This is a genomic window from Williamsia sp. Y712 (assembly GCF_059445525.1).
The window spans coordinates 2,055,316-2,074,721 of the sequence record NZ_JCAIUN010000001.1; the positions used below are offsets into that span (position 1 = coordinate 2,055,316).

Sequence of the window (19,406 nt, forward strand, 5' to 3'; positions counted from 1 at the left end):
CTCGCTACACCGAGGATGTGGCCTTTTGGCGACCGCGCCCTGCGGGTTTGTTCGCCAGAAGGCCACATCATCGGAGGGCTCAGGCCTCGACCGGGGCCGGGCGGGTTCCGTAGATCAGGTGCTGCGGCAGGTACTTCATCCCCGCCATGTACAGGACGAATCCGATGGCGGCGCCGATGAACCACGTGAAACTCGCCTGATATGCGGTACCCCAGATCACAACACCGATCGGGACCAGTGCAGCGATGACCGTGGATACGACCGCCACCGGGTTGACGCCCCCGCGGAAGTAATACTGCGAGTTCTCGTCCATCGTGAACAGATCGTCGACGTCGATCTTCTGCTTCTTGATGAGGTAGAAGTCTGCGATGAGGATGCCGAACAGCGGTCCGATCACCGCACCGAGCGTGTCCAGCGTGTAGTGGATCGCGTCCGGATTGTTGTAGAGGTTCCACGGCGTGATCAGGATCGAGCCGACCGCGGCGATCATGCCGCCGGTGCGCCAGGTGATCTTGGTCGGTGCCACATTCGAGAAGTCGAATGCGGGGGAGACGAAGTTGGCCACGATGTTGATGCCGATGGTCGCGATGGCAAAGGTGAGCACACCGAGCACCGCCGCTGTGGTGTTGTCGATCTTGTCCACGATGTGGACCGGGTCGGTGATGATGTTGCCTGCGTCGTCCTTGCCGATCACGGTGGCACCGGCAGAAACCGTGCACACCACCAGGATCGAGAAGAACAGGAAGTTCACGGGCAGGCCCCAGAAGTTGCCCTTCTTGACCTCGCTGAACGACTTGCCGTACCGCGAGAAGTCGCCGAAGTTGAGCATCGGACCCGAGAAGTACGACACCACAAGGGCTATCGCCGAGATGAGGGCGGCGATGGAAGCCCAGCCGGTCTTGGATTCACCCACCGAGAGGTCGAAGCTGACGTTGTCCCAGCCGGCTTTCCAGATCAGGTAGCCGGCCAAGATGACCATGACGACGTAGACGGCGGGACCGCAGAAGTCGATGAACTTGCGGATCGTTTCCATGCCGTTCCAGAAGACGACCGCCTGCAGTACCCACATGAGCATGAAGCCGGCCCAGCCGAGCGGCGAGAGTCCGAGGAAGGACATGTCGCCGCTCTCGCTGTACTTGTCGAGTGAGGGCCAGAACTTGAGGGCCAGCAATCCGAAAGCCACTGAGGCCAAGTATGTTTGGATGCCGTACCAGGCGACTGCGATGAGACCGCGAATGATGGCGGGAACATTGGCGCCGCGGACACCGAAAGCGATGCGGGTGGTCACCGGATAAGGAACCCCGGCCTGCTGAGAGGGTTTGGCGACCAGATTGCACAGCAGGTTGACGATCACGATGCCGATGACCAAGGCGACCAGCACCTGCCACGCGGCAATGCCGAGGGCAAACAGGCTGCCCGCGAACACGTATCCGCCGACGCTGTGCACATCGGACATCCAGAACGCGAAGATGTTGTACCAGGTCCAGGTCTGATTCCGCAGCGGAGCCAGATCCTCGTTGGTCAACCGCTGGTCGTAGCTGAGCTTGATGACGCTCTCGCCGGCGGCATTGTGATGATTTGTCGGGACCTCTGAATCGGGGGATTGAACATCGGTCATGGGCATTCCTTCGGCGTCGGAACGGAACCTGGATTCGGGCTCCTCGTGGGACTGAAGAAAACCTAAGATCGCGATATTTCCCGGGGATTACGTGCGTAACAATTAGCGCGGGTCTGGCCCAGGGAAGTGGATATATTCCGCGAGGGGCTGTGGATTGACCGCGCTCGTCTGGCGTTCAGACCATCATCGCAGAGGAGGCCACGTAGTTCCGGTGCGTTCGGGCGCTACGTGGGTGTGGATTCTTCGTGGGCGACGTTCAGTTCGGCGGCAGTTTCGATGATCACCGATTCGAGGCGCCGATGATGTTCTTGCGCAACGGCAACAAGCTCGATGGCATCGCGCCGGGCCATGGCGTTGATCATCTTCTCGTGGTCGCTGTGCAGCTGAAGCTGGGTGGGGCCGGTCGCCCGCTGCATCACCTGGAACGGTTCGGTGATGTCCCAGGTGGAGTCGAACATGTTGAGTAGTCGATGCATTCCGCAGGGGCCGACCAGCGCTTGATGGAAACGGCGTGAATGCACGTGATAGGCCTTGCGGTCGCCGGCGATGGTGGCCTCTTGTAGCGCCCGGTGTTCGGAGCGGGCGCGGTCGAGGTCGGCCTCTGTGGCCACCGCGCAGGCCCGGGTCAGCGCGGCCTGTTCGAGCACGCCACGCACGAAGTAGATCTCTCGGAGTTCGGTCAGCGTCAGCTGTGCGACGTAGTATCCGCCGCCCGTCTGGTGACCCACCAGGCCCTCGCCGACAAGGGTTTTCAGGGCCTCTCGCACCGGTATCGCGCTCACGCCGAACAATTCGGCGACACTGCCCACCGGGATCGGCGACCCGGGGGCGGCGCTGCCGTCGAGGATGACGCGGCGCAGTTCATCGAACACACTGGCCTGTGCGCTGCCCGCGAGTTCACCGTTCAGATAGCTGATCAATGGACGAATCGGTGGTTGTGATGGCAAGGCGACCTCTGTGGGTGGACGGTCGGGGCGGGGGGTATCGGTGGATTCTAAGCGCCGATGACACAGTTGGCTTCTCGACCGTGCCCGCCCCGACCGGACCCGTCAGCCCAGGAGCCAGTCGTTGGGTGAGAAGAGCTCGCAGTGCAATCGCCCTGATGCCACACCGCGGGCGAGGAGCTGGCCTCGGATCGCCTGGACGAAACCGTTGTTCCCGCAGAGGAAGAACTCTGCGTCCTCATCGAATGTGATGGTGTCGACCTGCATCAAACCATGGTGGATCGACGGCGCGTCTTGGCCGGGGATCTCGTACCAGACGTCGAGGCTGCCGTCGGTGAGTTCGCCGATCAGCTCACGCTGGCGCTGCCGCAACGGATGCGCGTCCGGCGACTTGTCGGCGTGTAGGGCTTGTACCCGGCAGCCCGGGGCATGCGCCGCGAGGTGTTCGAGGATGCCGACCATCGGCGTGATCCCGATGCCCGCGGAGATCAGGACCAGCGGCCGCGAACCGACACTGCCGACGGGGAGATCGCCGAACGGGATGCTGACGTCCAGTAGGTCACCGACGGCCACATGCGCGGCGATGTGTGTCGACACCTCTCCGGCGGGTGCGTCGGCGGTGGCGGCAACAGGGCGGACGGCGAACGTGAGCTCACCGGACCCGGGCGTGTTGATCAGGCTGTACTGGCGGATCTGCCGAGCGCCGTCGGCAAGTGTTGTACCAACCGAGATATATTGTCCCGGAAGGAAGTTCGGAAATGTCCCGTCGGTGGCGGCGACGGTGAGCACGACCGTCCCCGAGGGATCGTCCGCCCTTGCGGTGACACGCGCGCGGCGGAAGACATCGCCGTCCCCGACCTCCGCGCCCGCGTAGAGGCGATGTTCGAGGTCGATCAGGGTGTTCGCCATCAACCAGTAGACCCGGTCCCACGCGGCCGCGACGTCGGCGGTGACGGTCTCGGCCCCGAGGACCTCGACGATTGCGGCGAACAGATGGGTGTGAACCAGCGGGTACTGGTCGGCCGTCACCCCGAGCGATGCGTGCTTGTGTCCGATCCGGCTGAGCAGTTCCGCGGGATCCTCCAACGCCGGATCGATGAGGTGCGTCGCGTACGTGGCAATGGATGCGGCCAGCGCGCGCTGCTGGGTGCCCTGGGCCTGATTGGACCGATTGAACAGATTGCGGAGCAATTCGGGGTGGTCGGCGAACAGGCGCCGGTAAAACTCGGTGGTGATGGCATCGATGTTCGCGCCGACCAGCGGCAGCGTCGCGGCGATCATCTCCGCGTGATGCGGTTCGAGGGTCTGTGCCCGGGTTGCGGTGAGCCGCTCTGGGGCAGGTGTGGATGCGGTAGTGGTCATGGATGTGTCCTCTCGGTGGGTGACAACAGTTGTTCGGCGGAAGGGTGGGGAAGCCGGATGAGGGGGAGAAGCGGTATCTGCGTGCCTTTGACCAGATCGCTGACGACGTGCTGGTCGAGGGCGGCGTAGAACGCTTCCTTGGCGTCGGCGAGCGCACGCCGCAGGCGACAGGCAGGCAGGAGCGGGCAGGGGTTGTCCCCGGCGCAGTCGACGACCTCGTTGTCGCCTTCGAGCTGGCGGATCAGTCGACCGACCGAGGCATGGCGACCGGCGTCGGTCAGGGAGAGCCCGCCGCGCCTACCCCGTTGCGAGTGGACCAGGCCGAGATCGACGAGTCGGGCCACGGCTTTCGCGACGTGATTCTCAGAAGCGGCAACGCTGTGCGCAATTGCGCCGGTGGTGACTCGATGGCCGTCTTCCTCGGCCGCGGCGAGCAGCATCATCGCCCGCAGACCGAGGTCGGTGAATCGGGTCAGCTGCATACGACTCACCGTAGTAATTGCGCATCCCGTATGCGCATTTTATCGATGTGTGGTCAAACACCATGTGACGTGCGGTTTTTGTACCTGCGGTTACGTGGTGATGTTTGGGAAATCCGGGACCTTCGACCTACCCCGGAGACGGAGTTCGACCTGACTGTGGGGCGTTCGGTTACGCCGGGGTGACCCAGGTGGTGATGTCGCAGTGGACCACTTCGACGCCGTAGGTGTCGGTGATCGCGATGTCGACGACCACGTCGCGGCCCTCGGTGATGGTGGCGAAGTCGAGTGGTTCGCGCAGGGTCGCAACGGCCCGTAAGCCGGTAGTGGCCTTCTTCAGGTACTGGCTGGTCATCGCTTTAGGGATCCAGCGGTGTGTCGATGGGACGGTGGCCTCCATGAGCATGCCCATCGCGGTCTCGGCCAGGTTGCACGCGGCGATGGCATGGAAGGTGCCCAGATGGTTCCGGATGCCGTACCACTTGGGGGCGGTGACCTCGCATCGTCCGGGTTCCATGGTTTTGACATACGGCAGGATCGTCGCGAAATACGGAACGCGGAAGCAGATCCCCACCGAGAAGAGCACTGAGCCCAGACGTCCGGCAGGCAGTTTCTGGCGCAGGCGGTAGGTGGGGCTGACGGAACTGTGTGTGGACGGCATGAGCTCGATATTACCGATCGGTAAGTTAGCGTCGGTACGAGCAGCCTTCAGCGGGGTTCGCATCCGCCGCCATAGCCGGTTGGTCATCCAGTTCGGATCGAGCCCGACTGCGCCCCACGTTGAAGTCCATGCCGTTCTGTTCGTCCGATACATCGGCGGCGATGTTGCGCAGTACGCACCTGCGGAGGTCATCGGGAAGCCCGAGCAGCGCGCCGGTCGCGTCGGGGGAGAGCGTCGACAAGTAGTAGCCGTCGATCTTGCCGGTGCGTTCGAAGCGGTCGACATTGGCCTGCGCTACGCGAAGGTCGGGGTTGTAGATGGCGAACGCCAACACTCCGGCGATCGTGAGGATGCCGATGGTCCGAACCAATTGACGAGTGCCGAGTCCGGCACCTGCCACGATCAAGGCCAGGAGTACTGCGCCGAGCCACAATTCAGTTGCCAGCACGCCGACTCGCAGGCGGGTGGCGCCGAAGGCGTCCATGTACAGGTTCATGCGATGCAGAGCCGAGACCACCACGGCCAGCGCTGACAGGCACAGTCCGCCGAGGATCACTCGGACCAGGAATCTGCCCGCGGGTGTGCTCCGGTCGGCACGTTGCCAGGCCACCGACACGACCACGATGGTCAGGGCCGTCACGGCAAAGAGCTGCCAGAAGCCGGAACGTGCATAGGCGGCATACGTGAGCCCTGCGGTCTTCTGGACGTAGTCGTCGCCACCGAACATGGCGCGGGTCTGGGTGATCAGGAATGCGATGTACAGGAACAGAACTGTGCCGGTCGGTACCGCCCACATCCAGGCTTCGGTCGCTTTCGTGGGTACCCGATCACGAAGACGCGGGTGACCAAACCGTGCGTAGCAGCCGATGGCGGTGAAGATGCCGACGAACACCCCGCCGACAACGTTCGACCGGACGTCGACCTCACCGATGTCGGGGACGACCTTGCTGATCAACGACCCGAATGTCGCGTCCGCACCGGCGAACAACGCACCGAAGACAACCAGCAGCAGCAGCGTCACCGTGACGACCTTGAGGATCGCACCGAAGTTCTTGGTCGACGTCCTGGTCACATACGTCGCAGAGGTTCCTCGGAACATCCACCCGATTGCCCGGGGGAACAAAATGATCGGTGCGAACACGGTGAAGATCATGTCGCGGATCGTCCGGCCACCGATCAGCAGCGCGCCGGTGGCAACCATCGCGGTCGCGATGCAGACCAGTGCCAACCATTCGGCGCTTCGCCAACCGGCGACCAGCAACAGTGCGACGATGCCGAGCGCGGTGAGTAGTTGGGACGGGGTTGGCCGCTCCGGGGAGCCCGCGAACACTGCAGCCAGTGCCACGACGCCGGTGGCGGCGATGCCGATCGCCGCCACCGTCGTCGGCATCGAGGCCATGGCGACAACGGTGGCAACAAACACCGCGGCAAGCACTTTCGGTGGGGCGCCGACAGGAAGTCGTGGCGAGATGGTCGGCCACGGAGAGCGGTCGGGCCGTACTTCTTCGTGTCTCGGCTTCTTGACCAACGACACGGACGGGCCTACTGGACGGGCGATTTCGGGCATGGGGCAGCCCCTCTCGGTGATGGTGTGAAATAGCGGTGAACAGGTGCGCAGTGGTCAGGCAGCTGCGCGCACTGGCAGGCGGATCCGGATCCGGCATCCGCCTGGATCGTCGACGACACCGATGTCGCCGGCATGTAGGTTGACCACCCACTGAGCGATCGCCAGGCCCAATCCGGTTCCGCCGTCGCGCGTTCCGCCACGGGTGAATCGGTCGAAGATCCGGCTGCGCTCGGCAGGGGCGATTCCCGGTCCCTGGTCGACCACGTCGATGACGACGGTGTCGCCGTCCGACCGGGCGGTCACCAGTACCTGGCCGTCAATCGGGGAGTGGCGGGCGGCGTTGTCGAGCAGATTTGCGAGTACCTGATGCAGACGCGCCTCGTCGGCCTCGACGTACAGGGTGGGCGGTATCTCGACCACGAAGTCGATTCCCGGTTTCGATCGCAGTCGACACTCACCGACCGCGGCAACGATGAAGCGGTGGAGGTCCACCCGGTGGCAGTCGAGTGGCGTGACGCCTCCCTCGACCCTGGACAGGTCCAACAACTCGTTGATCAGCCGGCCCAGCCGGTCGGTCTGGCTGAGTGCCATCTCGAGCGTGTGGGGATCAGGTGTACTCACGCCGTCGACCAGGTTCTCGAGGACGGCATGTAACGCCGCGACCGGTGTCCGGAGCTCGTGTGCGACATTTCCGATCACCTCCCGGCGGTATTTGTCCTCATGGGCGAGGTCGTCGGCCATCTGGTTGAAGGCGTCGGCCAGGGTGCCGATCTCATCCCTGGAGGTGGCGCGGACCCGGACGCTGTAGTCGCCGCCCGACATCCGGCGTGCGGCTCTGGTCATCTCGCGCAATGGTGAGGTCATGCCGTGGGCGAGGACATAGGTCACCACGAACGCGACCACCATCGCCGTCAGCAACGCGTATCGGAACTGCCACTGAGCTGTCACCCAGAACGAGACGCTGGAGGTGAACAGGGCACCGCCGACGACGATCGCGGTCTTGAACTTGAAGGACTGGATCGCATCCAGAGGTCGGGGCAACCGCAGGCGGGGTATCGAGACGGTCATCGTCGCTCGCCACCGAGGGCATAGCCGACGCCGTGGACGGTACGAATGTGATGGGCGCCGACCTTCTGGCGCAGTGACCGCACATGCGAATCGACGGTGCGGGTTTCGCCGGCGCCCGGCCAGTGCCAGACCGACTCGAGGAGTTGCCCGCGACTCAAGACCGCACCGGGTCGGTCCGCCAGCGAGACCAACAGGTCGAACTCCGTCCGGGTCAGGTGCACGGGTTCGCCTGCGACCCGGACCTCCCGGGCGGAGTGATCGATCCGGAGCTCACCGAGTGTCTGAACCTGTCGCTGCGGGTCGACCGGTTCCGCATCCGCCGATCCCGGATCCGCCGAACCGTAGCGTTCGACCCGACGGAGCAACGCCCGCGTGCGGGCCACGAGCTCGCGCATCGAAAACGGCTTCGACAGGTAGTCATCGGCGCCGACACCCAAACCGATCACCAGATCGGTCTCCCCTGACCGGGCGGTCAGCATGAGTACCGGGGTGGGGGAGTGCGCCTGAATCCGCCTGCAGACCTCGAGGCCGTCCATGCCGGGCAGCATCAGATCGAGGATCACCACGTCGGGGCAGATGTTGCGGTGCTCTTCGACTGCCATCGGGCCGGTGTCCGCGGTGGTGACGTCGAACCCCTCTGCGCGCAGCCGCTCGGTGATGGCCTGCCGGATCAACGGTTCGTCGTCGACAACCAGGACAGCGGGCAAGCAGTTGTCCGGTCGGGCTTCGCTACGCTGCGTCTGCGGTGGGTCGGCGGTCATGGAAGTGACACTAGGCCGGGGTTGTACAGGCACTGCGGAGAAGTTGTGAAGAAGCTGTGAAGACCCGGTCGCAAGGCAGATGCCGGCCTCGACCGGACGAATTTGGTCCTGAGCCGGATCTATTGCATACTTGTCGGGTTGCCTTGATTGGCAGTGCGGCCCTGTATGTCCCGGCTGGAAGCTTTCATGCGTCCAACCAGCTACAGAGCGCCTGTCGACCGAAGAGCACCACCGGACGAACTAAGCGGCTTGCGAACTGGTTCGAGCTTCCGTTGTGGTGCACAACAAGCAGAGATAGACCCGAGTTCAGATAGATGCAGTCGGATACAAGCGGTAAGCGCATGCGCATAAGTGTGTGTAGCCACCGCGACACACCCGAGTGCGTGGACCGGAGGCCCGCAAGATTGGGCGCAGTACGACGACTCGTGCAAGCGAGTTTTGAACAATGACAGATGAACAGCGTCGATCACCACCGTGAGGTAATGGTCACGAGGATGCGACCACAGTCGTATCCACGAGGTGTTCATCTGTGCAGCCGAAAATGACGGAAGAGGACACAGCGTGGCGGGACAAAAGATCCGCATCCGGCTCAAGGCCTATGACCACGAGGCGATCGACGCGTCGGCGCGCAAGATCGTGGAGACCGTGACCCGTACGGGTGCACGTGTCGTTGGCCCGGTGCCGTTGCCCACCGAAAAGAACGTGTATTGCGTCATCCGCTCGCCGCACAAGTACAAGGACTCGCGCGAGCACTTCGAGATGCGTACACACAAGCGACTGATCGACATCCTCGATCCCACGCCGAAGACCGTTGACGCCTTGATGCGTATCGATCTGCCGGCCAGCGTCGACGTCAACATCCAGTGAGTGGCGGGATTTAACAGATGACTCAGACAAATGTGAAGGGAATCCTGGGCACCAAGCTCGGGATGACCCAGGTATTCGACGAGGACAACCGGGTGATCCCGGTGACCGTCGTCAAGGCGGGACCGAACGTGGTCACGCAGATCCGCACCGAGGAGACCGACGGCTACACCGCCGTGCAGCTCGCCTACGGCGCCATCGACCCGCGCAAGGTCACCAAGCCGGTTGCCGGTCAGTTTGCCAAGGCCGGGGTCACCCCGCGCCGGCATGTTGCCGAGATCCGCGTCCACGACGTTTCGCCGTACACGGTCGGACAGGAACTGACGGCGGAGATCTTCGCCGACGGTGCCCTCGTCGACGTGACCGGAACCTCCAAGGGCAAGGGCTTCGCCGGTGTCATGAAGCGTCACGGCTTCAAGGGCCTGGGCGCCAGCCACGGCGTGCACCGCGTGCACCGCTCACCCGGTTCCATCGGTGGCTGCGCAACCCCCGGTCGCGTGTTCAAGGGCATGCGGATGGCCGGTCGGATGGGTAATGACAAGGTCACCACCCAGAACCTGAAGGTCCACAAGGTGGACGCTGAATCGGGCCTGCTGCTGATCAAGGGAGCGATCCCGGGTCGCAAGGGCGCGGTTGTCATCGTCCGTGACGCCATGAAGGGTGGTGCGAGCTAATGACTGTCAACACCGAGAAGCAGCAGACCCGCACGGTCGATGTGAAGAGCTTCGGTGGCAAGACCGACGGAACCGTCGAACTGCCCGCCGCGATCTTCGATGCGCCTGCGAACATCTCGCTGCTGCACCAGGTCGTCGTCGCCCAGCTGGGTGCTGCACGCCAGGGCACGCACTCCACCAAGACGCGGGCCGAGGTCCGCGGTGGTGGCGCAAAGCCTTACCGCCAGAAGGGAACCGGTCGCGCTCGTCAGGGCTCGACCCGCGCCCCTCAGTTCGCCGGTGGTGGCATCGTCCACGGCCCGCAGCCGCGTGACTACAGCCAGCGCACCCCCAAGAAGATGAAGGCAGCCGCCCTGCGCGGAGCCCTCTCCGACCGGGCACGCAACGAGCGCATCCACGTGATCACCGAACTGGTTGCCGGGCAGGCCCCGTCGACCAAGACGGCACGGCTGTTCCTCGAAGAGCTGTCTGATCGTCGGAAGTTCCTGTTGGTGGTCGGCCGTGAGGACACCGCTGCATGGAAGAGCGTTGCGAACCTGCAGCATGTGCTGCCGATCGCTCCGGATCAGCTGAACACCTACGACGTCCTCGACGCCGATGAGGTTGTCTTCAGCCGCGAAGCCCTTGGCACCTTCATTGCTGGTGCGAACAAAGACGAGAAGGAGGCCTGAGTTTCATGACTGTTCAGGCAAACCCCCGTGACATCATTCTGGCCCCGGTGATCTCCGAGAAGTCCTACGGACTGATCGAGGACAACGTGTACACGTTCTTCGTGCACCCGGAGTCGAACAAGACCCAGATCAAGATCGCCATCGAAGAAATCTTCGACGTGCAGGTCACGAGCGTGAACACCGCCAACCGTCAGGGTAAGCGCAAGCGGACCAAGTACGGCTACGGCAAGCGCAAGGACACCAAGCGCGCGATCGTGACCCTGGCCGCCGACAGTAAGCCCATCGAGATCTTCGGAGGCCCGGTCGGCTGACGCCGCTCGGACTCAGAAGAAGTAGAGGACAAGAAGACTCATGGCAATTCGTAAGTACAAGCCGACGACCCCCGGTCGTCGTGGCTCGTCTGGCGCAGACTTCGCCGAGGTGACTCGTAGTACTCCGGAAAAGTCACTCGTTCGTCCGTTGCACAGCACCGGTGGACGAAACGCGCACGGTCGCATCACGACCCGTCACCGGGGTGGTGGCCACAAGCGGGCCTACCGTCTCATCGACTTTCGTCGTAACGACAAAGACGGCATCAACGCAAAGGTCGCTCACATCGAGTACGACCCCAACCGCACTGCGCGGATCGCGTTGCTGCACTTCGTCGATGGCGAAAAGCGTTACATCATCGCGCCCAAGGGCCTGAAGCAGTTCGACGTGGTCGAGAGCGGTCCTACCGCCGACATCAAGCCGGGCAACAACCTGCCGTTGCGCAACATCCCGACCGGTACCCAGATCCACGCTGTGGAACTGCGTCCGGGCGGCGGAGCCAAGTTGGTCCGTTCTGCCGGAGCCGGCGCGCAGCTGCTCGGTAAAGAAGGCGCCTACGCCACCGTGCGTCTGCCTTCCGGTGAAATCCGTCGAGTCGACGTGCGCTGCCGCGCAACCGTCGGCGAGGTGGGCAACGCCGAGCAGAGCAACATCAACTGGGGCAAGGCCGGCCGTATGCGCTGGAAGGGCAAGCGCCCAACCGTCCGTGGTGTCGTCATGAACCCGGTCGACCACCCGCACGGTGGTGGTGAGGGTAAGACCTCCGGTGGTCGCCACCCGGTCAGCCCGTGGGGCAAGCCCGAGGGCCGCACCCGCAAGAACAAGCCGAGCGACAAGCTCATCGTCCGCCGCCGCCGCACCGGCAAGAACAAGCGATAACCCAGGAGGGAGTTAGAGAATGCCACGCAGCCTCAAGAAAGGCCCGTTCGTCGACGACCACCTGTTGGGCAAGGTCGATGTTCAGAACGAAAAGGGCACCAAGCAGGTCATCAAGACCTGGTCCCGTCGGTCCACCATCATTCCGGACTTCATCGGACACACTTTCGCCGTCCACGACGGTCGCAAGCACGTCCCGGTGTTCGTCTCGGATTCGATGGTCGGGCACAAGCTCGGCGAGTTCGCGCCGACGCGCACCTTCAAGGGACACATCAAAGACGACCGGAAAGCGAAGCGTCGGTAGATGAGTACTGAAACAACCAATCCGACCGCCAAGGCCACCGCTCGTTTCGTGCGTGTGACCCCCATGAAGGCGCGTCGAGTCATCGATCTGGTTCGCGGCAAGAACGTGGACGAGGCCCTCGACATCCTGCAGTTCGCGCCCCAGGCAGCGAGCGAGCCGGTGGCGAAGGTGCTTGCCAGCGCCGTTGCCAACGCCGAGAACAACCTCGACCTCGACCGTCGCACCCTCGTGGTGTCACAGGCGTTCGCCGACGAGGGACCGACCATGAAGCGTTTCCGTCCGCGTGCCCAAGGGCGTGCGTTCCGGATCCGTAAGCGGACCAGCCACATCACCGTCGTCGTCGAGAGCATCGCCGACAAGGGTGCGGCGACCAGCCGCAGCCGCCGGAAGGGAGCTCAGTAGTGGGCCAGAAGATCAACCCGCACGGCTTCCGTCTCGGTATCACCACGGACTGGAAGTCCCGTTGGTACGCAGACAAGCAGTACGCGGAGTACGTGAAAGAGGATGTTGCCATCCGCAAGCTCCTGGCCACCGGCCTCGAGCGTGCAGGCATCGCCAAGGTGGAGATCGAACGCACCCGTGACCGGGTTCGCGTCGACATCCACACCGCCCGTCCGGGCATCGTCATCGGTCGCCGCGGCGCCGAGGCAGACCGGATCCGTGGCGACCTGGAGAAGCTGTCCGGCAAGCAGGTGCAGCTGAACATCCTCGAGGTCAAGAACGCCGAGTCGGAAGCTCAGCTGGTGGCACAGGGTGTCGCCGAGCAGCTCAGCAACCGCGTGGCATTCCGCCGGGCGATGCGTAAGGCCATCCAGTCGGCCATGCGTCAGCCCAACGTCAAGGGAATCCGGGTCCAGTGCTCGGGTCGCCTCGGCGGTGCGGAGATGAGCCGTAGCGAGTTCTACCGCGAAGGTCGTGTGCCGCTGCACACCCTGCGCGCTGACATCGACTACGGCCTCTACGAGGCCAAGACAACCTTCGGCCGTATCGGCGTGAAGGTGTGGATCTACAAGGGCGACATCGTCGGTGGCAAGCGCGAGGCTCTGTCCTCGGCTGCTGCTCCGAGCGAAGACCGTCGTCCGCGTCGCCCCGCACGTCCGAAGCGGAGCGGTTCGTCGGGCACCACCGCGACCAGCACCGAAGCAGGGCGTGCGGCAACCGCCGGTACTTCTGCGGCTGCTGACGCTCCAGCGACAACGCCTGCCCCCGCGCAGGCTGAGAACCAGGAGGGCTGAGGCATGTTGATCCCTCGTCGGGTCAAGCACCGCAAGCAGCACCACCCCAGCCTGAAAGGTCAGGCCTCGGGCGGAACCAAGGTGACGTTCGGTGACTACGGCATCCAGGCACTGGAGAGCGCGTACATCACCAACCGTCAGATCGAGTCAGCTCGTATTGCCATCAACCGGCATATCAAGCGTGGCGGCAAGGTGTGGATCAACATCTTCCCCGACCGCCCGTTGACGAAGAAGCCTGCCGAAACCCGCATGGGTTCCGGTAAGGGTTCACCCGAGTGGTGGGTCGCCCCGGTCAAGCCGGGTCGCATCCTCTTCGAGATGAGCTACCCCAGTGAGGAGACTGCTCGCGAGGCCCTGCGCCGCGCGCAGCACAAGCTCCCGATCAAAACCCGCATCGTGACCAGGGAGGAGCTGTTCTGATGAGTATCGGAATCGCCGCCGCCGAGCTCCGCGAGCTCAGTGACGAAGAACTGGTCGAACGTTTGCGTGAGTCGAAGGAAGAGCTGTTCAACCTTCGGTTCCAGATGGCCACCGGTCAGCTCGACAACAACCGCCGGCTGCGTACCGTGCGTCGCGAAATCGCGCGCGTGTACACAGTGATGCGGGAACGTGAGCTGGGCCTGGCCGCCGGACCCGAAGCTACGGACGGTGACGACGCATGAGTAAGGACCAGGAAGTGACAGAAACGTCCGCCGAGGACCGTGCACGGCGCAAAGAGCGCATCGGGTACGTCGTCTCGGACAAGATGCAGAAGACCATTGTGGTCGAGCTGGAAGATCGTGTGAAGCACCCGCTTTACGGCAAGATCATCCGCACCACCAGCAAGGTCAAGGCTCACGATGAGAACGAGACCGCCGGTATCGGCGACCGCGTTCGGCTGATGGAGACCCGCCCGACGAGCGCCACCAAGCGCTGGCGTCTGGTTGAGGTCCTCGAGAAGGCCAAGTAAGCCAAAGGTTTACAAACAAAGCGGCCCGTCCCTGACAAGGGGCGGGCCGCTTTGTTGTGTTGGGGTCATTGCCGGCTCAGGGCCAGGACTTCCTCATCGGACAGCGGTGAACTCGGGTGATAGCTCAAACACAGGGGTGTGTTGACCTTCTGGAATGCGGCACCGTCAGGGGCGACGTAGAATTCGCCGGTGCCGAGATGGCCGATGTCATTGATGCGGCTGCCTTTTGCGGAGGCCATGTCGTTTGCGGCGCTGATCTGCACCGGCGTATTGAGTCGGCCGAAGAACTGAGTGGAAGCGTTGCCGACGATCTTGTTGTCGATTCCCTTGGGGGACTGGGTGGCAAAAACCAGACCCAGGCCGTACTTTCGCGCCTGCGAGGCAAGCGCGATGGTGCTCTGCGTACAGGCGGTGCTCCTACCTGCCGGTGCCAGAGTCTGGGCCTCGTCCATCACGAACAGTCCGCCGAGCGGGCGATCTCCGGCCGGGTTCTTCTTGATCCACGCGAACAACGCGAGCTGGAGCTGATTCACAAAACCCTGGCGTTGTCCGTCATCGGGCAAACCGATGAGACTGATCACCGAGATACGCGCACGTTTCCCGGCAGTCGGGGTCAGTAGGACCGCCGGATCGACTGCGGTTCCCTCACCGCCGAGCATGGGGTTGTTGATCATCGCGGCTTTGAGATTCTCTGCCAGTGGGCCGGCCAACTTCTCGGTGTCAGTGAGGCCGCTCATGTCATCTGTCATATCCGCCAGCAGATCGATATATCCGACCAATGATCCGCTGGAGTTCTTTCCGTACAACGCCATCGACTTCTTCAGGATTGCTTCCTGACGCGTGGCCTTGGCACCGCCAACCCGCGCATAGGGCTTGAGGGCTGATACCGCTGCGTCGACGGTCAGCTCGAACTCGTCCGGATTGTCCCGTACGGCAGCGAAGTCGGGAAGTGGCTGAAAGCTCAGTGGTCGGCCACCGAATATCCGCGGAGTCCAGATGACGGTTTCCACATTGTCGATGTAGTCGGCCGCTTTGGCGGCGTCGTCGCCGGACCAGCCCGAAGGTGCTTGGGGCCAGGCTGTTCCCAGACGTGCGAGGTCGTTGTTGGGATCGAGAACGATGGCCGAAACACCCTGCAAGGCACATTCTTCGATGAGCCGACGGATCATCACCGTCTTTCCCGAACCCGAACCGGCGAAGATGACCGTGTGCTTGCGGAGTGCCTCGAGATCGACCGTCGCGGTCTTGCCTGATCGGGATACGCCGAGACTGATGGTTGTGGACGCGGCGATGTGCTGGGTTGCGGGGGTGAAGATCGGTATCTCGGTGGTGATCTCCGCCGACAACTCAGAGGTCGGAGGTACGTGCGGCTCGATGATCGTGGGTGTCTGCGGCTCTGCCGGAGCGGCAGGCGTAGTCCAGTCGGTGCGCTCTGCCGGGATGGGTTCACGCGCGGGGGTGGCACCCGCATCGCCGAGTGCGGCGCTCAAGAACTCGATGTCGTGGGCCGGTCGATGCGTTCGGAGCCAGGAGTCGAATCCCGCGGGCATGGCCTTGGTCATCTCGTTGACAGCGCTGAGTTTGGCGAGATCTCCGTATGTAAAGGCCAGTACCTGGCCACCATTCGCGGTGAACTCGTTGACCATCTCGGCTGTCTTCGGTCCGCCCGGCCAGGCGATGTTGCGCAAGATGAAGAGTTGGCGTCTCGGCACCGATGAGGACAGACCGGCATCGATGGACGCATTCCGTAGGCGGGATTGGACAGCGCCGGCGTGTGTGGCCGAGATGGCACGAAAAGCCCAATGATGTTCGTCGTCGGTGAGGGAGTCGAGGCTCTGGCGCAGTCGGGCGTGTAGGCGGTATTGGCCTCCGACCTGGTCGATGGTGAAGTCGTCAGAACCGGATTCGACTGCCCAGGCCCGCAACCCGGCGGTCAGCAGCACCGGAACAACGTCGTCTTCCTTCTTCGGGTCCACTGCCGACGCGGTCAGTGCATTCTTGATGTGGCGTTGGTACACCTCGTCGAGATCACCCGGAGGTTGATCGTCCGCACCGGTGTTGTTCCTATTCCGTCGCGGCGGAAACTCATCGTCGTCGGGTTGATCGATCAGCGATTCGAGTTCCGTCACGGCCTCGTTGTCGAGACATTCGGTGATGTGCCGGTCGACGCGTTTGATCAACAAACGGGCATTGAGGGACGTCGCGGCCGAGAACGCCGGATCCTGGATCGGCCAGGTCGGGTAGGGCGGTGTGAAGCCCAGTTCTGCAAACGATTTCGACAGCCGGCGCTCGACGAGTGTCCTGGCGAAGGTATCGTCCGGCAGACCTTCGAGGATGATGTTGGCGCGGAATCGATCCGGTACCGAGGCCGTCGCCTGGAGTTCGATGATGGTCCAGACGGACGGAAGACACGACACGACAGTCACGGTGCGCAAAAGCACTTCACGTACAGACATCAATCCGTGGGCCACCTGGTCGACCACGGTCTCGGCATACGAGTCAGCCGAGGTGGTGGCGTCGGTGCCGGAACGCGCCTGGGCCAGCAGCGTATCGATCTGGTCGACGGCAAGGACGGTGGGACCGGTGGCTGCCATGTACTCCGAGATCGCCCGCACGGTTCCCTCATAGGGAAGCGCGCGGGGTGGCAGTTGCCATTCGGAGCGTTCGGCCGGGTCGATCTCATCGATGTTGTTCTCGAGGTAGGCGATACCGAGATCGTTGAGCCGCGAGCTCGGCGCCGCGGACAACACAAGTGCCCGCAGGGTGGCATGGTGACCGCGGATGAGGGCAGGCAGTGGTTTGCGAAGGCTGTTCACGAACTCATCGAGAATCGCGGGCGTGACCAGGGTTTCGCCCGAGATCGCGCGGCGGGCGACGCGTGAGGTACCTGCCAGATCTGCGAGGCGCTGCATCACGTCGTGGAGTTGGGTCTTGTCCACCGGCGGCTTGATCTGGCGGTTGAGGGAATCGAGCAGCGAACTGAGAAGTGTGCGCCAGAAATCGCTGGGGTCGAGCAGGTCCAACATCACGAAGTAGCCCTGCTGGGCTTGGACGTACTCACGGACCTGACCGAGGAGATGTGTCTTGCCTGACCCGGCGGGCCCCTGCAACACCACACCGAGCGGGCTCGGACCGGCGCTTTCTTGAGCATCGGCGACGGCGCGCTCGATTGCGCGCCAGGCGTTGGCGTGCAGTCCGTCGACGTGGATGTCGTTGTGCGAGAGCCACACATCGTCGCGGGTATGGGCGGAGTTGGAGAATCCGCTTCGTGCCTTGGCGAGCGCGTCGAGCTGCGATACCGATGTCACGTCGGCTCCATGCTGATGAGGTGTTTGTCCTGATTGCCGATCGATACGGCGGCGGCGCGGGCCTCGGGGGTCAGCGCCTTACGGTTTTCTTCCGGAATCAGTCGGAACCCTGGCCGGCTGTACAGCGACTGAAGCACCGTGTCCAGGTCGGCTCGTGTGACACTGCGCAGGTTTGCCCGAAGTTCGGACAACCCGACCCACGCCCCGGGTTTGTTCGCGAGTGTTCGGTAGGTGTCGATGACGCGGGTTTCGATGTCCGGCGTCGGCTGTTCAGATGATTCTTTGCCGACTGAATCTTCAGATGGCAGAAAGACATCCGCCAATCGCAGGCTCGACCGTTCGAAGTGACGTCCCAAACCTGCAAGGACGGTGAAGAGCGCCTTGCCCTGCGGGGTGGTGCCGGCCGGTGGCGTCGTTCCGAGGAGTTCGTTGCACTTGGCCCAGCCACGGTCGGACAGCGAATGGTGGTGGGGCACTTTCGAGGTGTCGCTGTCGATGAGCCCTTGCGCGTTGAGTTTGCGACGGGCGGGGGCTTTGAGCTCTGGTCCACGCTCTCGGATCTCACCGTTCGTGAGGCCACGGGACTCGGCCATCAAGACCAACAAGACGATCATTTCGGTACCAGTGAGGTCCGACGCGGTCACGGAAGCTCCTTTTCAGCCAAGCGGCGAGTACGCAACCTGTGGATTATGTCCACAACCGCAGTGCTGTCGCTCAGTACCTGTTCATTTGTGAAGCGCGCCACCATATAACCGGCGAGTTGCAGGGCGACATCCCGTCGCCGATCGTCTGAATACTTGTTTGCGGTTCGATGATCGGCGCCGTCGATCTCGACAACCAGTCTCGCATCCGGCCACAGCAAATCGGCTCGTACGAACGGTTGAAGTTCACCGGTGGGTACAAGGTGATTCCATCTGCGCTCCGCGGCCCAGGGGAGGCGGGCCAGGTGCGATTCGAGTCGTTGTTCGGCTGCGCTTGCGGGATGTGGTCGGCCCGAGATCGGTGGGAAGGTCACGGTGGGCAGGACCCACGGGGATTCGTCGACAACGCTGGTCGAGGTGATGCCGCCGGAGCGTATGGGCACCGTCGGGAAGCGGTCGATGTCCGCCGTGATGTCGTCCAGGAGCCAGAGGCCGACGTAGCTGCTCAGCCAATCACACACCGCAGCAACGTAATTCTGCTGTTCTCGCGGCAGTGGAATCGGGGAATACAAGGCGAGGACCACACGATCGCGGGCGAAGCTGGCCTTGATCACCCGGATCAGTCCGGCCATCCGGGTGGCGTTGGAGTATTTCTCCGCCAGCATGAGCTGCTCGGTCCGGGTGTGCGCGGCGATGGCATTGGCGGCGAGATCCATCAGAAAGGGACGATAGTGGTCTGATCGCGCAGCCAGTTCCGAGGCGAGCGCTCGGGCGGCGACCCGGTCGACGGTGGCGCGACCGGGTGATACTTCGGCGCCGGGCAGCCACGCCGGGTACAGCTGGAAGGTTGTTGTCTCGAGGTCGGCTACAAGATCTCCCAGCACCTGTGAGATATCGGTGACCTTGTCCAGACGGATCAACAGGACCGCGGGTGCGTCGTCGGGAAGATCGTCCAAGGCGATTGCCAGGGCGCTCGGACCGAGGCCGGTCAGCGCGGAGATTCCCGATACCGGTGCTGCCGACCAATCCATGGCCAGAACCTACAGCCAACTGATCGCGGCGGCAGGTTCAGTTTGATCCGCGGATCGCCCGGGGCCGATGACCTCGTTGTGCAG

22 protein-coding genes are annotated in these 19,406 nt (G+C 63.3%); 11 read left to right on the forward strand and 11 right to left on the reverse strand.

The genetic code is table 11. From position 1 onward, the window contains the following. Positions 1-79: 79 nt before the first annotated feature. The 8 genes from AC1D75_RS09230 to AC1D75_RS09265 all read right to left on the reverse strand — a co-directional run bounded on the left by AC1D75_RS09230 (position 80) and on the right by AC1D75_RS09265 (position 8,460). Positions 80-1,618 (reverse strand): NCS1 family nucleobase:cation symporter-1, encoded by a 1,539-nt coding sequence (locus tag AC1D75_RS09230; RefSeq protein ID WP_495514960.1) that lies wholly within the window; start codon positions 1,616-1,618, stop codon positions 80-82. A 224-nt stretch (positions 1,619-1,842) separates the two neighbouring features. Beyond that, entirely contained in the window at positions 1,843-2,565 is a 723-nt protein-coding gene (locus AC1D75_RS09235; protein ID WP_495514961.1) for a GntR family transcriptional regulator, read from the reverse strand. A gap of 102 nt (positions 2,566-2,667) precedes the next feature. After that, entirely contained in the window at positions 2,668-3,924 is a 1,257-nt protein-coding gene (locus tag AC1D75_RS09240) for a globin domain-containing protein (protein ID WP_495514962.1), read from the reverse strand. Next, the gene (locus AC1D75_RS09245; protein WP_495514963.1) at positions 3,921-4,406 is read right to left on the reverse strand and encodes an RrF2 family transcriptional regulator; all 486 of its coding nucleotides are present in this window, start codon (positions 4,404-4,406) and stop codon (positions 3,921-3,923) included. The genes AC1D75_RS09240 and AC1D75_RS09245 overlap by 4 nt, the downstream gene beginning before the upstream one ends. 169 nt (positions 4,407-4,575) lie before the next feature. After that, positions 4,576-5,064, reverse strand: a complete 489-nt coding sequence (locus AC1D75_RS09250) for a hotdog fold domain-containing protein (RefSeq protein ID WP_495514964.1) — start codon at positions 5,062-5,064, stop codon at positions 4,576-4,578. Between the two features lie 25 nt (positions 5,065-5,089). Next, entirely contained in the window at positions 5,090-6,631 is a 1,542-nt protein-coding gene (locus AC1D75_RS09255) for a DUF4153 domain-containing protein (RefSeq protein ID WP_495514965.1), read from the reverse strand. Between the two features lie 54 nt (positions 6,632-6,685). Further along, positions 6,686-7,699 (reverse strand): HAMP domain-containing sensor histidine kinase, encoded by a 1,014-nt coding sequence (locus tag AC1D75_RS09260; protein ID WP_495514966.1) that lies wholly within the window; start codon positions 7,697-7,699, stop codon positions 6,686-6,688. Then, the gene (locus AC1D75_RS09265) at positions 7,696-8,460 is read right to left on the reverse strand and encodes a response regulator transcription factor (RefSeq protein WP_495514967.1); all 765 of its coding nucleotides are present in this window, start codon (positions 8,458-8,460) and stop codon (positions 7,696-7,698) included. Before AC1D75_RS09265 ends, AC1D75_RS09260 begins: the two co-directional genes overlap by 4 nt. 561 nt (positions 8,461-9,021) lie before the next feature. Here AC1D75_RS09265 and rpsJ point away from each other — a divergent pair. The 11 genes from rpsJ to rpsQ are packed head-to-tail and all read left to right on the forward strand — an operon-like array spanning position 9,022 to position 14,342. Further along, positions 9,022-9,327: a 30S ribosomal protein S10 gene (gene rpsJ / locus AC1D75_RS09270; protein WP_003938093.1), complete on the forward strand. Its 306-nt coding sequence runs from the start codon at positions 9,022-9,024 to the stop codon at positions 9,325-9,327. 17 nt (positions 9,328-9,344) lie between these two features. Then, positions 9,345-9,998 (forward strand): 50S ribosomal protein L3, encoded by a 654-nt coding sequence (gene rplC / locus AC1D75_RS09275; protein ID WP_028463742.1) that lies wholly within the window; start codon positions 9,345-9,347, stop codon positions 9,996-9,998. Further along, a complete protein-coding gene (rplD, locus tag AC1D75_RS09280) occupies positions 9,998-10,669 on the forward strand; it encodes a 50S ribosomal protein L4 (RefSeq protein WP_495514968.1) in 672 nt (223 codons plus the stop codon). Before rplC ends, rplD begins: the two co-directional genes overlap by 1 nt. A gap of 5 nt (positions 10,670-10,674) precedes the next feature. Then, positions 10,675-10,980, forward strand: coding sequence for a 50S ribosomal protein L23 (gene rplW / locus AC1D75_RS09285; protein ID WP_331883968.1), 306 nt, complete (start codon positions 10,675-10,677; stop codon positions 10,978-10,980). A gap of 40 nt (positions 10,981-11,020) precedes the next feature. Next, a complete protein-coding gene (gene rplB / locus AC1D75_RS09290) occupies positions 11,021-11,857 on the forward strand; it encodes a 50S ribosomal protein L2 (RefSeq protein WP_020109931.1) in 837 nt (278 codons plus the stop codon). Between the two features lie 19 nt (positions 11,858-11,876). Beyond that, the gene (gene rpsS, locus AC1D75_RS09295) at positions 11,877-12,158 is read left to right on the forward strand and encodes a 30S ribosomal protein S19 (protein WP_331883974.1); all 282 of its coding nucleotides are present in this window, start codon (positions 11,877-11,879) and stop codon (positions 12,156-12,158) included. Then, complete coding sequence (gene rplV / locus AC1D75_RS09300) at positions 12,159-12,560, forward strand: 50S ribosomal protein L22 (RefSeq protein WP_495514969.1); 402 nt, start codon at positions 12,159-12,161, stop codon at positions 12,558-12,560. It abuts the gene before it with no gap. Beyond that, the gene (gene rpsC / locus AC1D75_RS09305) at positions 12,560-13,393 is read left to right on the forward strand and encodes a 30S ribosomal protein S3 (RefSeq protein WP_495514970.1); all 834 of its coding nucleotides are present in this window, start codon (positions 12,560-12,562) and stop codon (positions 13,391-13,393) included. The genes rplV and rpsC overlap by 1 nt, the downstream gene beginning before the upstream one ends. Positions 13,394-13,396: 3 nt before the next feature. Continuing rightward, the gene (rplP, locus tag AC1D75_RS09310; RefSeq protein WP_482135419.1) at positions 13,397-13,813 is read left to right on the forward strand and encodes a 50S ribosomal protein L16; all 417 of its coding nucleotides are present in this window, start codon (positions 13,397-13,399) and stop codon (positions 13,811-13,813) included. Next, complete coding sequence (rpmC, locus tag AC1D75_RS09315) at positions 13,813-14,055, forward strand: 50S ribosomal protein L29 (RefSeq protein WP_482135418.1); 243 nt, start codon at positions 13,813-13,815, stop codon at positions 14,053-14,055. The genes rplP and rpmC overlap by 1 nt, the downstream gene beginning before the upstream one ends. Next, positions 14,052-14,342, forward strand: a complete 291-nt coding sequence (rpsQ, locus tag AC1D75_RS09320; RefSeq protein ID WP_495514971.1) for a 30S ribosomal protein S17 — start codon at positions 14,052-14,054, stop codon at positions 14,340-14,342. Before rpmC ends, rpsQ begins: the two co-directional genes overlap by 4 nt. Before the next feature lie 65 nt (positions 14,343-14,407). On the opposite strand, the gene AC1D75_RS09325 is transcribed toward rpsQ, so the two are convergent. From AC1D75_RS09325 to AC1D75_RS09335, 3 genes are read right to left on the reverse strand one after another with little or no spacing between them, the layout of a single operon-like run. Next, positions 14,408-17,650 carry a helicase HerA domain-containing protein gene (locus tag AC1D75_RS09325; protein ID WP_495514972.1) on the reverse strand — a complete coding sequence of 1,081 codons (3,243 nt, stop codon included), beginning with the start codon at positions 17,648-17,650 and terminating at the stop codon, positions 14,408-14,410. After that, positions 17,647-18,294: a hypothetical protein gene (locus AC1D75_RS09330; protein WP_495514973.1), complete on the reverse strand. Its 648-nt coding sequence runs from the start codon at positions 18,292-18,294 to the stop codon at positions 17,647-17,649. The genes AC1D75_RS09325 and AC1D75_RS09330 overlap by 4 nt, the downstream gene beginning before the upstream one ends. Continuing rightward, entirely contained in the window at positions 18,291-19,322 is a 1,032-nt protein-coding gene (locus AC1D75_RS09335) for an endonuclease domain-containing protein (protein ID WP_495514974.1), read from the reverse strand. The genes AC1D75_RS09330 and AC1D75_RS09335 overlap by 4 nt, the downstream gene beginning before the upstream one ends. Between the last annotated feature and the right edge of the window lie 84 nt (positions 19,323-19,406).

What these genes read in the sequence shown, in the direction of transcription:
- AC1D75_RS09230 (WP_495514960.1), bottom strand. Translation starts at nt 1,618, where the DNA reads ATGACCGATGTTCAATCCCCCGATTCAGAGGTCCCGACAAATCATCAC.
- AC1D75_RS09240 (WP_495514962.1), bottom strand. Translation starts at nt 3,924, where the DNA reads ATGACCACTACCGCATCCACACCTGCCCCAGAGCGGCTCACCGCAACC.
- AC1D75_RS09245 (WP_495514963.1), bottom strand. Translation starts at nt 4,406, where the DNA reads ATGCAGCTGACCCGATTCACCGACCTCGGTCTGCGGGCGATGATGCTG.
- AC1D75_RS09250 (WP_495514964.1), bottom strand. Translation starts at nt 5,064, where the DNA reads ATGCCGTCCACACACAGTTCCGTCAGCCCCACCTACCGCCTGCGCCAG.
- AC1D75_RS09255 (WP_495514965.1), bottom strand. Translation starts at nt 6,631, where the DNA reads ATGCCCGAAATCGCCCGTCCAGTAGGCCCGTCCGTGTCGTTGGTCAAG.
- AC1D75_RS09260 (WP_495514966.1), bottom strand. Translation starts at nt 7,699, where the DNA reads ATGACCGTCTCGATACCCCGCCTGCGGTTGCCCCGACCTCTGGATGCG.
- AC1D75_RS09265 (WP_495514967.1), bottom strand. Translation starts at nt 8,460, where the DNA reads ATGACCGCCGACCCACCGCAGACGCAGCGTAGCGAAGCCCGACCGGAC.
- rplC (WP_028463742.1), top strand. Translation starts at nt 9,345, where the DNA reads ATGACTCAGACAAATGTGAAGGGAATCCTGGGCACCAAGCTCGGGATG.
- rplD (WP_495514968.1), top strand. Translation starts at nt 9,998, where the DNA reads ATGACTGTCAACACCGAGAAGCAGCAGACCCGCACGGTCGATGTGAAG.
- rplW (WP_331883968.1), top strand. Translation starts at nt 10,675, where the DNA reads ATGACTGTTCAGGCAAACCCCCGTGACATCATTCTGGCCCCGGTGATC.
- rplB (WP_020109931.1), top strand. Translation starts at nt 11,021, where the DNA reads ATGGCAATTCGTAAGTACAAGCCGACGACCCCCGGTCGTCGTGGCTCG.
- rpsS (WP_331883974.1), top strand. Translation starts at nt 11,877, where the DNA reads ATGCCACGCAGCCTCAAGAAAGGCCCGTTCGTCGACGACCACCTGTTG.
- rplV (WP_495514969.1), top strand. Translation starts at nt 12,159, where the DNA reads ATGAGTACTGAAACAACCAATCCGACCGCCAAGGCCACCGCTCGTTTC.
- rplP (WP_482135419.1), top strand. Translation starts at nt 13,397, where the DNA reads ATGTTGATCCCTCGTCGGGTCAAGCACCGCAAGCAGCACCACCCCAGC.
- rpmC (WP_482135418.1), top strand. Translation starts at nt 13,813, where the DNA reads ATGAGTATCGGAATCGCCGCCGCCGAGCTCCGCGAGCTCAGTGACGAA.
- rpsQ (WP_495514971.1), top strand. Translation starts at nt 14,052, where the DNA reads ATGAGTAAGGACCAGGAAGTGACAGAAACGTCCGCCGAGGACCGTGCA.
- AC1D75_RS09335 (WP_495514974.1), bottom strand. Translation starts at nt 19,322, where the DNA reads ATGGATTGGTCGGCAGCACCGGTATCGGGAATCTCCGCGCTGACCGGC.